General features: G+C 75.5%; 8 protein-coding genes and 1 tRNA gene. 3 read left to right on the plus strand and 6 right to left on the minus strand.

Annotated features, from left to right (window positions below):
* Positions 1-7 precede the first annotated feature (7 nt).
* Positions 8-916: a maleylpyruvate isomerase N-terminal domain-containing protein gene (locus JD79_RS20485; protein ID WP_110007006.1), complete on the plus strand. Its 909-nt coding sequence runs from the start codon at positions 8-10 to the stop codon at positions 914-916.
* On the opposite strand, the gene JD79_RS20490 is transcribed toward JD79_RS20485, so the two are convergent.
* Positions 913-2133, minus strand: coding sequence for a M23 family metallopeptidase (locus tag JD79_RS20490; RefSeq protein ID WP_245900265.1), 1221 nt, complete (start codon positions 2131-2133; stop codon positions 913-915). The genes JD79_RS20485 and JD79_RS20490 overlap by 4 nt on opposite strands.
* A 455-nt stretch (positions 2134-2588) precedes the next feature.
* On the opposite strand from JD79_RS20490, the gene JD79_RS20495 reads away from it, so the two are divergent.
* Positions 2589-3071, plus strand: coding sequence for a DUF1707 SHOCT-like domain-containing protein (locus JD79_RS20495; RefSeq protein WP_110007007.1), 483 nt, complete (start codon positions 2589-2591; stop codon positions 3069-3071).
* Positions 3072-3262: 191 nt separating this feature from the next.
* A tRNA-Ile gene (locus JD79_RS20500) sits at positions 3263-3339 on the plus strand.
* Between the two features lie 754 nt (positions 3340-4093).
* Here JD79_RS20500 and JD79_RS20510 read toward each other — a convergent pair.
* The 5 genes from JD79_RS20510 to helR all read right to left on the minus strand — a co-directional run bounded on the left by JD79_RS20510 (position 4094) and on the right by helR (position 13592).
* Positions 4094-6016 carry a SpoIIE family protein phosphatase gene (locus tag JD79_RS20510; protein ID WP_146220504.1) on the minus strand — a complete coding sequence of 641 codons (1923 nt, stop codon included), beginning with the start codon at positions 6014-6016 and terminating at the stop codon, positions 4094-4096.
* Positions 6017-6865: 849 nt separating this feature from the next.
* Positions 6866-8152: a WS/DGAT domain-containing protein gene (locus JD79_RS20515; RefSeq protein ID WP_170149288.1), complete on the minus strand. Its 1287-nt coding sequence runs from the start codon at positions 8150-8152 to the stop codon at positions 6866-6868.
* Between the two features lie 300 nt (positions 8153-8452).
* The gene (locus JD79_RS20520) at positions 8453-10147 is read right to left on the minus strand and encodes a CocE/NonD family hydrolase (protein ID WP_211308078.1); all 1695 of its coding nucleotides are present in this window, start codon (positions 10145-10147) and stop codon (positions 8453-8455) included.
* A gap of 119 nt (positions 10148-10266) precedes the next feature.
* Positions 10267-10818 carry a TetR/AcrR family transcriptional regulator gene (locus JD79_RS20525; RefSeq protein WP_170149289.1) on the minus strand — a complete coding sequence of 184 codons (552 nt, stop codon included), beginning with the start codon at positions 10816-10818 and terminating at the stop codon, positions 10267-10269.
* Positions 10819-11444: 626 nt separating this feature from the next.
* A complete protein-coding gene (helR, locus tag JD79_RS20535; protein ID WP_110007013.1) occupies positions 11445-13592 on the minus strand; it encodes an RNA polymerase recycling motor ATPase HelR in 2148 nt (715 codons plus the stop codon).
* Between the last annotated feature and the right edge of the window lie 43 nt (positions 13593-13635).

Here is a 13635-nt window from a genome sequence, read left to right on the forward strand (position 1 = left end):
GCCCGGTATGGGACAGGACGACGACACGGCGCGGCGCGGGATGGCCGGCGCCGGCCGGGACGTGGTGGGGCCGATGGTGCTCGGCGCCTGGGACGCCTTCCTCGAGCAGGCCGCGGCCGTCGACCTCGACCGGCCGACCCGGCTACCCGGCTGGCGGGCCCACGAGATCTGCGTGCACCTGGGCGCCTGGCCCGACCACGCCGCGCTGGCCGACCTGGCCGCCTCGGCTCGGTCGGGCGGCACCGGGGCGCCACCGGACGTCGACGCGACCAACGCCCGGGTGACCGCCGCCCACCGCGACGCCTCGCGCGAGGAGGTCCTGGCCGCGCTGCGCCGCAACCGAGAGGCCACCGTCCGCTACCTGGCCGACGAGCCGGCGGAGCTCGACACCGCGCCTGCCTCCTCCACGGTCGGCCGGCTGCCGATGCTGTCGGTGGTGCTGGGCCAGGCCTACGAGCTCGCCGTCCACGGCCTGGACCTGGTGCCGCTGGGAGCGACCCCTCCCCCGCCGTCGGTGCTGGACGCCGGGCTGGCGGCGCTCGCCGACGTGACCGGCGCGCTGGCCGCCTCCTCCGGCATCGCCGGCGGCGCCGCCCTGGTCACCCCGGACGGCGGCTGGGCCTTCGCCGCCGACCCTCCCGGGTGGACGGTGCGCCGGCTGTCGGGCGAGCGGCCGCGCGGCGCCGTCGTCGAGGCGGCGGCCGACGTGCTGCTGGAGGCGGCGTCGGGACGGGCCAACCCCGCCGCGGCCCTGGTGCGCCGGCGGCTGCGCGTGCGCGACCTGCCGGAGCTGATGCGGCTGGCGCCGATCGTCGAGTCGGCGCCGGGCATCCCGGGCGGTCCGATCCTGGCGCTGGCGGCACGGACCGTCGGGGGTGCCGGCGACCTGCTCGGCCGGTTCCGCGGACGGCGCTAGCAGCTGCCCCCGAGGGAGATGCCGTGGGCCTCGAGCCACGGCATCGGGTTGACGCGGCTGGCGTAGAGACCGCCCTCGTGCACCTCGAAGTGCAGGTGCGGGCCGGTCGACTGGCCCTTGTTGCCGACCTCGGCGATCTGCTGGCCGGCGCTGACCACCTGGCCGGCGGACACGAAGAACCGGTTCACGTGGCCGTAGAGGGTGATCGAGCCGTCGTCGTGCTGCACGTAGACGGCCTGGCCGAACCCGCTGGCCGGGCCGGCCTGCAGGACGACGCCGCCGGAGGGGGCGAAGACCGGGGTGCCGATCGGCGCGGCGATGTCGACGCCGTAGTGCATGGTGCCCCAGCGGGCGCCGTAGCAGCTGGTGACCCGGCCGGTGGTCGGGGCGATGCCACCGCCACCGGTCGACCGGACGTTGACCGCGGCGGCCTGCTCGGCCTCCTGCTGCGCCTGCCACGCGGCCTCGGCGTCGGCGATGCCGCGCAACCGCAGCAGCTCGACCTCCGCGGCGCGCAGCCGCTCGTCGAGGCGGGCCTTGTCGGCGGCGAGCGCGTCGTAGTCGGCCTGCGCGTCCGCGAGGCGGGCGTCGGCGGCGGCCTGGGCCTCCACGGCGGCGGCCGCGGCGACGTCGCGCTCGGCGACGGCGGCCCGCGCGGCGGCGTCGGCCTCCTCCTCCTGCGTCTCGAGCAGCTCGTACTCCTGCAGGGTCTCGGCGCGCTGGGTGCCGAGCAGGTCGAGGGTGGCGGCGCGCTCGAGCACCTCGCGCGGGCCCTCGCTGTCGAGCAGCACGGAGGCGGCGCCGCCCACGTCGACGCTGCCGCCCATGTACGCCTCGCGGCCGAGCTCGACGACCTCGTCCTGGGCCTCCGCGACGGCGTCGCGCGCGGCCTGCAGCTCGGCGGCGGCCACGGCGGCGGCGGCCTGCGCGGAGGCCAGCTCGGCCTGGGCGACGAGCGCGGCGTCCGCGGCGGCCTCGGCCTCGACGGTCATCCGCTGCAGCTGCTCCTCGGCGGCGGTGACCTCGCCCTGGATGCGGCCCACCTCGGCCACGAGCTCCTGCTCGGCGGCCTGTGCCGCGGCGACGTCGTCGGCGGGGGCGGCCAGCGCCGGCACCGGTGCGGCCAGCAGGAGGGCGGCGGCGCCGGCGGCGAGCACGGCGCGGCGCAGCCGACGGGAGGAGGCGGGATGGGCGGTCCGGTGGTGCAGGGTCGCCAAGACGGCGGATCTCCGTTTCCTCGCATCCGCCTGCCGGGTCGGCGCCCGCCCGTCGGGAGGGGCACCGTGCCCGCGTCAGCAGTCCGCGGGCGCGACCGTGCCGGGGACCCCCACGTGCGGTCCCCGTCTCCGGCGGAGGCCGGAGCGGTCAGGCGGGATCTCGCCGGGGCCCTCGGTGGATCGAGGGGCTGAGGCCCGGCAGGACCGCGGGCGAACGTACTACGGATGGGACGGGTGAGGTCACGGGGAGGTCACGGTCACGGCGCGCCTGCTTGCGCGTTCAACGTCCTCGACCAGCGGTTCTCACGGTCCGTACAGGGATCGGCACCGCATGCCACTCCCTCGCACGTGGCACGTCGCGGGCGTGTCCGCGCTCACAGGTCCGTCACAGGTACCGCAGGCACCCTGGCGCGCCGGACCGGCTCGTGGAGAGGAACGACGTGGACGCAGGGCCGATGGCAGGACGGACGACGGCACCGCAGGGGGCCCAGGCGGTCCCTCCGCCGCTGCGCGCCTCCGATGACGACCGGCTGGCCACGGTGCACCGGCTGCAGGACGCCGTCTCCCGCGGGCTGCTCACCCCGGACGAGGGCAGCGACCGGATGGCGGCCGCGTTCGCCGCCGTGCACGTGCGCGACCTGGTGCCGCTGACCGCCGACCTGCCGCCGGCGGTCGCCGTTCCGCCCGTTCCCGCCCCGCCCGGATGGCGGCAGCTCGGCGCGTCGGCCTGGCAGCAGCTGCGCGCGAGCGTGGCCGCGGCCCGGCACGGCGGCCCGGCGGCCTGGCGTCTCGCGCTGGCCGTGATCGTCGCGCTGGTCCTGCTCCTGACGGTGCTCTCGCTGATCGCGCACGGCCTGGTCGACGGTGGTCCCGGCGACTTCCGCGGCCCCGACCCGGGTGGCCTGGACGGCGTCGACGGGGACCGCGGCCCGCGCTGAGGGCGGACGGCCCGCCCGCGAGGGCGGGGTGCCCCGTCCTCAGGGGCGCCGTCGGCACCGGGGCCCCGCTGGTCGGGGGCCTCTCCGACACCGCGGTCCGTGAGGACGTGGCGGCCGACGTCAGGAGGGTGCGGGGTGGGTGGACGTACCGGCGGCCCCGCGCGCGACGTCTGGCAGGCTGACGCCGTTGCGGGGCGGTAGCTCAGCCGGTCAGAGCATGGGACTCATAATCCCTGGGTCGTGGGTTCGAGCCCCACCCGCCCCACCACCAGCCGATAGGCGAGTACTCAGTCCCGCACAGCGTTACAACAGCCGGGGACTGGGCCCACGCTGTGGGGCATGACGCAGCTCCGAGGAGCAGCTCCGGTCGACGACCTGGCGGTGCTGCTGCCCGACTGGCTCACGCACCTGCGCGCGCAACGTCGCCCCGTCGACCGTCGCCAGCTACCTCACGGTCGGCGACAACCTGGCGGCCTGGCTGCGCGGGGCCGGGATGCCGACGACAGCGAGCGGGATCTCCCGCGAGCACCTCGAGTCCTTCCTCGCCGCCCTCGCCGACCGGGTGAGCCCGGCGACGGTCGCCGAGCACTACCGGTCGATGCAGCAGCTCTTCCGCTGGCCGGTGGAGGACGGCGAGATCCCGCACTCCCCCATGGAGCGCATGCGTCCGCCTGCCGTGCCCGAGCAACCGGTCGACGTCTTCACCGACGACGAGCTGGGCGCCCTGCTGGCCACCTGCCGAGGGACACGTCGAGAACGTGCACCCGCACTGGTTCCGGCACACCTACGCCCACACCTGGCTGGCGAGCGGCGGTCAGGAGCAGGACCTCATGCGGCTCGCCGGCTGGCGCTCCCGGGAGATGGTCGGCCGCTAGGCAGCGAGCGCCGCGGACGAGCGGGCCCGCGCCGCCTTCCACCGTGCGGCTCTGGGGGACCGCCTGTGACCCGCGGCGCCCGTGCCACCGCAGGCCGGTCGGAGGTCCGGGGCGGCCGGCGGCCACCGCACTCGGGCCGGGGCGTGGTCAGTGGCCGGCGTCGGTCGGGATCCCGGCCAGGGCGAGGACCTGCTGGGCGACGCTGCCGGGGCGGCAGCGCACGCGCGCGCTCACCCCGGCCCGGCGTGCGTGCTGCAGACCGACCCGGAGGGCGCTGATCGCGCTGCTGGCGAGGACCGTGACGTCGTCGAGGTCGATGGCGAGGTCCGGCGCGCCCGGTGTCGTGCCCAGGGCCAGGTGCGACTGGAGCTCCTCGAGCATCGCCGCGTCGATGGGTCCCCGCACCCGCAGCACGTTGCGGTCGCCGTGCTCCTCGAAGTAGACGTCGGCGAGGCCGGGCGGGGTCGCCGGGGCCCGCGGGACACTGGTGCGGGACGGTTTCCACGGGCGGTGGTGGACGGTGACCTCGGTGCCGTGCTCGTGGTCGATCGACACGGCGGTGGACATCTGCCGGACGGCCGCCAGCCCGATGCCGCGGCCCTGGACCGACCGGGCCGGCGGGCGCCACGGCCCGCGGTCGCCGACCGTGAGCGTGAGGTCGCCGCTGGGGGCGAGGTCGGCGCACACCGTCACCGGGCCACCCGTGCCGCCGTAGGCGTGCTCGACGGTGTTCTCGACCAGCTCGGTGAGGATCTGGTCGAGCTCGGACAGCGCCCGCTCGTCGACCTGGCCCGGCCGGAACCAGGCGCGCAGCGATGCGCGGACGCCGGCGACGTCGCCCGGCCCGACGACGCGCTCGAGGCGGAACGGCTCCAGCGCCGGGACGCGCTGCAGAGCGAGGAGGGTGACGTCGTCGGTGGCGCCGGTCTCCCTCGTGAGGCGCTCGAGCACCTGCACGGTGACCCGGTCGACCGCTGACGGTGGGCTGAAGGCGGGCAGCAGCTCGTCGGCGACGGCCGCGGTGGCGGTCCGGAGGAGCTCGACGACGCCGCGGGTGGCCGGCACGCCTGGGCGCTCGACGATCCCGTCGCTGTAGAGCAGGAGCACGCCGTCGTCCAGCCGCGCGGTGAGGACGCGTCGGTCCCCGGCCTCGCCGAGGGGGCCCTGCCCGCTGGGCTCCAGGTAGGCGCTGCCGCCGGTGCCGCCGGCGAGCAGCGGCGGCGGGTGGCCGGCACTGCAGTAGCGGAGCTCGCCGCTGGGCAGGTCGAGGGTGACGACGCAGACGGTGCTGCCGGCGCCGCCGGGCACGACCTGGGTGAAGCGGTCGAGGGCGGCGACGACCTCGGCGACCCCGGCGCCGGCGTGCAGGCGCTCGAGGGCGACCGCCCGCAGCTGAGCCATCACCGCCGAGGCGGCCACGCCGTGGCCGACGACGTCGCCGACCACGGCGGCGACGGTCCGGTCGTCGAGCGGGAGGACGTCGAACCAGTCCCCGCCGGCCGCCTGCTCGGCGCCGCCGACGGTGTAACTGGCGGCGACATCGAGGGCCGGCAGCACCGGCAGTCGCGCCGGCAGCAGCGCGCGCTGCACCTCGTCGATGACGTCGGTGGCCCGCCGGTAGCGCCGGCTCAGCTCGGCCGCGGCCGCGGCGTCGGCCTCCTCGCGACGGACGGCGGCGGTGATGTCGCGGCCGACGCCGAGGACCCCGACGATCTCGCCGTGCCGGTCCCGGAAGGGGCCGACCTCGAAGTCGAGGACGATCTCCTCCTCGTGCCCGTGCGGCGTCACCACGGCCAGGCGGATCCGGTCGAGCATCGCCCGCTCGCCGGCGTAGGCGCGGTCGAAGATCTCGATGACCCCCTGCCCCGCGATGCCGACGAGGAAGTCGGCGGCGCGCATGCCGACCGGGTCGAAGCCGCCCAGGACCCGGAGGAACTCGGCGTTGAGAGCGGCAACCCGGTGTTCGGGGCCCTCGTAGACGATGGCGTACCAGGGCAGCTGGTGCAGGGCGGCCGACCGGACACGGTCGCTGCCGACGCCTGCCTCGATGGGGAGCTCAGACTCCTGCACGCCACCCCCTGCGCACGACCACGCCGCGACCGACGACGGGGCGCAGCCGTCGGCGCGCACGAGGGACCGGGGCCCGGGTCGATGCAGACCAGCGACATGCTGGGTGCACGGGTTGCCGGCGCCGCGGCCTGGCCTCCGTGGCCGCCGTCACGACGCGTCCCCGGGGCGCGAAGCTCACCAGCAGAATGTGCCCGCAGGGCCGAGAGCTCGCAAGACACGCCCGACGCCGCCGATGCGCCGTCAGGAGCCGGAGCGGTCGGACCCGGGCGGGGTCCGGCAGGCCGGCTCCGAGCAGTGACGGAGGGACGGACGGCCAGGCGACTGCGCGGTCGCGATGGGCCGGCCGGCGCTCACCGCAAACGCACGGCCGGCCCTGGGCTGCGGGGACGCGAAGACACACCGCGCGGACATCCCACCTCGCGAGGAGGGCGCCGTGGTCGATCCACCGGTGCAGGTGGACTCCACCGTCATCGCGGCCGCGCTCGATCGCCTCCGCGGTGCGGCCCTGGTGCCGGAGGAGCAGCTGTCGGAGGCGGTGCCGAGACCGTGACGTAGGAACGCCCCTCGACGTCGGCCGCAGCCACGACAGCCGGGGACTCGCCCTCCTGCGCTCGACTTCGACGCGCATGTCCGCTGGTCAGCACAGCGTTGAGGCCGGAAGTGCTCATCATCCCTGGGTCGTGGGTTCGAGCCCCACCCGCCCCACGCGTGGCATCCGGGTCAGCGCGGTGGCTGTCGTCTGTCGAGATCGCGGGTCTCGGCCGGCGCCCACACGGCACCCACGACACGCTCCGTGACCGCCTGGTCGTCCCCGTGCCCGTGCACAGCCCTCACGCGACCCACAGGTGCTCACCCGGCAGAGGTGCCCGCGGTCCCGTTCCGGTCGGTGTGCAGCAGCTCGGCCGCCGCCTGCTCCACCGCGGCGGCGAGCAAGTCGAGGTCCCCGACCACCGAGGGGTCGGCGACCAGCCCGAACCCCAACCGGTCGGCGACCGACAGCACCCCCACCCGCAGCGCGTGGTGCTGCGCGACCTCCACGAGTGGCTGGACAGCGCCGACAGGCGCGTCGAGCACGGTGACCGCCCGGTCGGGTCCCCGGACGTTGGACACGTTGAGCGCGAACGAGCGTCCGCTGCGCTGCAGCCGCTGCGACCAACCGGCCAGGCGGGGCGAGAGTCGCGCCAGCCCGTCCATGAGCTCGTCCAGTTGCTGGGCATCGTGGCGGGCCTTGCGCTGCGCGGTCTCCCGGCGGACGGCGAGCAGCCGCGTCACGGGGTCCGCCTCGTCCACCGGCAGGTCCACCCGGAAGTACGAGTCGCGGTTGCCGACCTCGTCGCCGTCGTGGTGCAGGGTCACCGGCACCTTGACCGTCAACCCGTGGATCGACCCGTGCCTGTGCTCCAGCCACCGGCGCAGCGCACCTGCCACCACGGCGAGAACGGCGTCGTTGAGCGTCGCCCCGGCCAGCCTGCGCGCGGCCTCGCGCAGGGCCGCCACCGGTGTCACGGCGAGGGCCACGTCCCGCTCGCGGCCGACCCGCGCGTCGAACGGAGAGCGCCGCAGTCCGGGGAGGAGCCCGCCGGTCAGCACGCCGGCGAGCGAGGAACATGCCTGACCGGCTCCGGACGTCCCGGGGCCGGCGGTTCCGGAGCGGCGCTCCCCGGCGCCTCCCGCGGCCGGCGCCGGGTCCCACAGCACGTCCTCGGCGAGACGCATGACCGTTCCGCCGTCGGCCAGCGCGTGGTGCACCCGCCACACGAGGTACGCACCCTGCCCCGCCACTCGGCTGATCACGTCCATCCGCCACAGCGGCAGGCTGCGGTCGAGGTGCTCCTCGAAGAGCCGGACCAACTCGGTGCGGAAGCCGGCCGCGTCGAGCGGGCCGACCGCGCCGACGGCCCGGACGTGCGCCGCGACGTCCACCTCGTCCGGGCGCCACACCGGCTCCTCGGACGTCCCGCCCAGCCGCCAGGTCAGCCGGGGCGCGGCCGGCAGCCGCCGGGCGACCGCGTCGCGGAGCAGCCGCAGGTCCGGTGCACCTCCCGGCAGGTGCACCACCGTGGCGGTGTGGCCGACCAGCTGGGGACCCTCCAGCGCGAGGATCGCCCGGTCCTCGGCGGTCAGCGGGACCTGCACGGCAGCAGCCTGCCGGTGCGGCGTGAGTCCGGACAAGCGGGATCCCCGGTCGCGCGCCCGTCGTCCCCGTCGCGGCGCATCCGGCCGGTGGTGTGCGGACCGCCAGGCGCCGTCGATCCGGAGCGCTCCTGACGGCTGCACGACCGTCCGCCGGTCTCGTCACGAGCCAGGGTCGTCGACACGACCGGCGCGGGATGACGGACCGGATGCCCACGCAGGGCAGCCGGCCCCGCTCGTGCTGCCGAGGCACGTCGACGAAGCCGCCTGGGCACGGCCACGTGTCCTCCACCGGCCGCCGGATCAGGGCGCCGGGAGCGGTACCTCGGTGACCTCGATCCAGCTGTCACCACCGAAGTGCACGGTGTTGCGGCAGGGGTAGGGCGGCACGGGCATGTCGAACTGCGCGTAGCCCTCGCTCGGGTCTGCGCGCAGCAGATCGACCCGGCTGGCGAGCTCCAGCCGCAGGGTGTCCCCGCGGCGCAGCAGCGTCGGCCCGGGCGTGAGGCTGAAGCGCAGGACGACCGGCTCGTCCGGGACGAGGGGTTCGCGGCGGCCGGCGTCGATGGCGATCTCCAGTGGCGTGCTGCGTCCTTCCTCCTCGGTGCGGGACACGGGACGGATGGCGCCGAGGGAGAGCTGGTGGCACCCGCCTGCGGCGTCGAGACGGGACAGTCGGGCCACGACGTAGGAGTCGATCTCGTTGCAGCTGTAGGTGAGTCGGGCGGTGACCGGACCGGCGAGCCGGGTGTCCTCCTCGACCGGCAGGTCGAAGGCGAGGACCTGGTCGGCCACCTCGTCCAGGCCGCCGAGCTGCGGCAGCCCCAGGGGGACGGCGACCCAGGACCCGGAACCCCCAGCCGTCGCCTCCCGGCTCAGCCGGTGGGTGACGGCGTCCCCGTCCGGGGGTCCGAGGTGCAGACGCCGGACCTCCCCGCCGGCGGGCGGGAAGGCGGTGGCGGCGTCGAAGCGTTCGGCGCCCTCGACCCAGTAGCGCACGTGCGGCTGCTCGGCGTAGCCGTTGTCGGTACCGCGCAGGACGTGGTCGAAGAAGGCCAGCGCCTCGCCCTGCCACGAGTAGACCGGCAGGTCGTAGGCGGGCGGGGCGAGGATGAGCCACCGGGACCCAGCAGGTGTTCCCGCGTTGGCGACCAGGTCGTAGCAGCCGAACTGGTGGAGGTTGAAGTACCCGAGGTTCTGCACGACCGTGAAGGGCACCTCGACGTCGCCGAGCGTGGCGGTCGGACCCTCGGGGATCGTCGCCTGCGCGCGTGTCTTCTCGTCGAACATCCAGGCCGCGTAGATGCGGCGCATGAACTCCACGGGCGTGGCGGTCTCGAAGGACTCGAACATCCCCGACACCCGGCGGTGGACCAGCCGCTCCACCAGCGGGTGCAGCGGCCCGTTGGTGACCTGGCTGAGGAGCGCACGACGGTCCGGTGACAAGCGCTCGTCGTAGTCCTCCTGGGCGTAGTTCGCCCCCATCCAGATGGCGACGAAGAACCAGGCGGGTACGCCGGCGAAGTGGACCAGGTGGCGCCACAGGTCGGTCGACACCTCGTTGCAGAACAGCGCCCTGAGCGCCGGCGGCTTCCGCGCGGCGACGCTGAGCTGGGACACGGCGTAGTAGGAGGTGCCGAAGAGGACGACCTCCCCGTTGCACCACGGCTGCTCGGCCGCCCAGGCGATGACCGCCTCGTGGTCGTCGACGTCCTGCGGATCGAAGAACATCACCTGCTCGCCGGTCGAGCGGCCCATCCCCCGGCGCTCGACGACGACGGGGCAGTAGCCGCGGTCGGTGAACACCGGCGGTGAGCCGATCTCGTTCGAGCCGGCCGGGATGCCCGCCGTGGCCTTCTCGGTGGCGTAGCCGCCGAAGGAGACGACAGCCGGATGACGGCCCGGCGCTCGGGGGACGTAGACGTCGGCGTGCAGCTCGGCGCCTCCGGCGACCGGGACGCGCTGGTCGGCCAGCACGCGGTTCCCGAGCCCTTCCATGGCAACGGCGCGTGGTTCCCACCCGGCGTACTGCCGGCCGGCGGTCGAGCCCCTGAGGGGGATGTGCGTGCTCATGCCGGTGCCTCTCCTGGGTCGGTGCTGCGGTGGGTGCGGTGGGTTCAGGTGCAGTCCTGTTCGGTGCGCAGGCCGGTGAGCAACTGGGTGAGGACGTGCTCGGCGCGGCCGCGGAACGCCTCTGCGCCGGTGGCCAGGGCGAGGACCGCGATGCCGGTGGAGGTCGCCTGCAGCAGGGCGAGTGAGGCCTCGGTCGGCTCGGCACCGAAGGAGCTGATCAGCTCGGCGCCGAGTGGAGCGATCCCGGCGCCCAGCGCCGCGAACGCACGGCGTACTCCGGGGTCGGCGTCGGCGCTCTGTGTCAGTGCCGTCAGGATCCGTGTCTGACGGGGGTCGACGAGCACCTCGACGAGCCCGGCCACCTTCGCCGCCGGGTCCTCGGCCGACACCGCCGTACGCAGGGCCTCGATCCGTCGGCGCACGGCCTCGTCGGCAACAGCGAGCAGCAGGTCGGCCCGCGTGGGGAAGTAGTACGTGAGATGGCTCTGGCGCAGCCCGGCCCGCCGGGCGACCCGCGGCTGGGTGAAGCCGCTGAGCCCCTCCTCCTGGATGACGTCGAGCGCTGCAGCCACGATCGCCTCCCGCCTGGCCAGCACGCGGATCCTCCTGGTTGGTCGACTTACCAATATGGCGGGACCTTGCCCTTCCTGCAAGGAACGCGCGCGCGGCCGAGTCGCTTCTCGTCACGGGCGTGGGTCCACCTCGCGAGGGCCCTGGGCACCCGGAGGCTCGTCCGGCTCCAGGACACGGCCGAGCCCGCCGATGACGACGTGGACGAGCACTCCCGAGACCACGCCGACGGGAACGAGGCCGACCCGTGATCCACACCGCTCTCACCGCCGCAGCCGTCGCCGTCGCCGTCCTCGCCCCCCTGGCGATCGTCGTCAGCGCCGCCGTCCTCACCGTCGCCGCCGGCCGCGGCCGCGCGCCCCACGGCCGGATCCGACGCTCCGGTCGCGACGTCACCCGAGGGGGTCGTGGCGGCCGCAGGCACCTCAGACCGTGCGACGAGGCGGTCCGCTGAGCACACCGCCTGCTCCTCCGGCATCCACGGACCCCACACGCTGTCCTCTCACCCGGTGGGAGGCGGAGGCGCCGGTGTCCGGTCGTGCGATCGAGCCGGGCCCGCGGCACCGGCCGCCACCCGGACCCGCCGGCCCTCCCGTCCCGTGGCGCTGAGCGACCGGCCCGGACGGTCCACCGCGGCGATCGTCACCCGACGTCAGGAACTCGTGAGGACGACGAGCTGCGAGGTCGCGCGGGTCATGGCGACGTAGCGGTCGACCGCTCCCTCGATGCCCCCGCCGAGGTGGTCGGGATCGACGAGCACGACCAGGTCGAACTCCAGCCCCTTGGACAGCACCGGCGTCAGTGACCGCACGCGCGGCGTCGCGCGGAACGTCGGGTCACCGATCACGCAGGCGATCCCCTCGGCGTGCGCGGCGAGCCAGCCGTCGAGCACCGACCACAGGTCCGAGGCGCGCCCGTGCACGACGGGCAGCCCGGTGCTGCGGATCGACGTCGGCACGTTGGCGTCGGGCAGCGCGGCCCGGATGACCGGCTCGGCCTCCGCCATGACCTCCGCCGGCGTCCGGTAGTTGATGGTCAGGGAGGCCACGGTGGCCCCGCCGAGGCCGATCCGCTCCAGCCGCTCCTGCCACGACTCGGCGAAACCGTGCCGCGCCTGGGCGCGGTCCCCGACGATCGTGAAGCTGCGCGAGGGGCAGCGCAGCAGCAGCATCTGCCACTCCGCGTCGGTCAGCTCCTGCGCCTCGTCGACGACGACGTGCGCGAACGGCCCGGCGAGCTCGTCCGGGTCGGCGGTGGGCAGCGCCGCCTGGTCGACCAGCGCGTCGCGCAGGTCCTGGTGGCGCAGGCTGGTCATGAGCAGCAGCTCGGAGTCGTCGGCCGCGATCAGCTCGTCGATGACGCCGGCCATGCGCTCGCGCTCCGCGGCGACGGTGGCCGCGGCCTGCCGCCGGCGCCGGGCCACCCCCGGGTCGCCGACCCGCTGCCGCGCCGCGTCGAGCAGCGGCAGGTCCGACAGCGTCCACGCGCGGGGGTCGGGCCGCTGCAGCCTCCGGACGTCCTCGGCGCCCAGCCACGGGGCGCACCGCCGCAGGTAGGCGGGGACCGACCACAGGTCCGCGACGACGTCGGCCGCCTCCAGCAGCGGCCACGCTCGGGTGAACGTCGCCCGCAGCTGCCGGTCCCGCCGCAGCGCGGTGCGGACCAGCTCGGGCTCGACGTCGTCGTCGTGGGCGTCGACCAGGATCGTCAGGAGCTGCTCCCAGACCTGCTCCTGCGCCTCGTTGTGCGGGGTCCCGGGCTCGCGCGCCTCGAACGCCTCGGCCCAGTCGTCGGGGCTCAGCCGGACGTCGGTCCACGGCGTCTCCACGGTCGTGCCGGTCGTCGGCGGCTCCTCGGAGAAGGCGACGGCCGCCTCGATGGCGCGCACCATGTCCACGGAGGCCTTCAGGCGGGCGACGTCCGGATCGGTCTCGGCCGCCGCCGCGGTCCCCTCGGGCACGAGGTCGCGCAGCGTGCAGGTCCGCACGCCCTCCACGCCGAGGCTGGGGAGGACGTCGGACACGTAGGCCAGGTAGGGCTCGTGCGGGCCGACGAACAGCACCCCGCCGCGCCGGTGGCCCAGCCGGGAGTCGGCGTGGAGGAGGTAGGCCGTCCGGTGCAGGGCGACGACGGTCTTGCCGGTCCCCGGCCCGCCGTCGACGACGAGGGCGCCGGCCGACCCCGCGCGGATGATCGCGTTCTGGTCGGCCTGGATGGTGCCGAGGACGTCGCGCATCCGGGCCGAGCGGTTGCCGCCCAGGCTGGCGATGAACGCCGACTGGTCGTCGAGCGCGGCGTGTCCCTCCAGCGCGTCGGGGGTGAACACCTCGTCCCAGTAGTCGGTGACCCGGCCGCGGGTCCAGCGGTACCGGCGGCGGCTGGCCAGGCCCATCGGGTCGGCGTGGGTGGCGGCGAAGAACGGCTCGGCCGCGGGCGAGCGCCAGTCGACGAGCAGCCGCCGACCCGCGTCGTCGGTGAGGCCGAACCGGCCGACGTACACCGGCTCGCCGCCGTCCGCGCCGACGATGCGGCCGAGGCACAGGTCCAGACCGAAGCGGCGCAGCGCGCGCAGCCGCGCGGTCAGGCGGTGCACCTCGAGGTCGCGGTCCAGGGCGGCCTGGCCGGTGCCGCCGGGCGACCGGCGCTCGGCGTCGAGGCGGTCGGACAGCTCGGCGATCGAGCGCTGGAGGCTCTCGGCCACGGCGGCGAAGTGCTGCTCGTCGCGGGCGACCAGGGCCGGGTCGGCCTTGGCGGCGAGGTCGTCGGGGAGGTCGAACACGCTGGTGCTCAGGGGGCTCACGGCGGGCGAGTGTGAGCCCCGACCCGGGTCTTGCCGCAAGCCC

The sequence above is a fragment of the Geodermatophilus normandii genome (assembly GCF_003182485.1).
Taxonomy (GTDB): domain Bacteria; phylum Actinomycetota; class Actinomycetes; order Mycobacteriales; family Geodermatophilaceae; genus Geodermatophilus; species Geodermatophilus normandii.

What these genes read in the sequence shown, in the direction of transcription:
- JD79_RS20485 (WP_110007006.1), top strand. Translation starts at nt 8, where the DNA reads ATGGGACAGGACGACGACACGGCGCGGCGCGGGATGGCCGGCGCCGGC.
- JD79_RS20495 (WP_110007007.1), top strand. Translation starts at nt 2,589, where the DNA reads ATGGCAGGACGGACGACGGCACCGCAGGGGGCCCAGGCGGTCCCTCCG.
- JD79_RS20520 (WP_211308078.1), bottom strand. Translation starts at nt 10,147, where the DNA reads ATGGAAGGGCTCGGGAACCGCGTGCTGGCCGACCAGCGCGTCCCGGTC.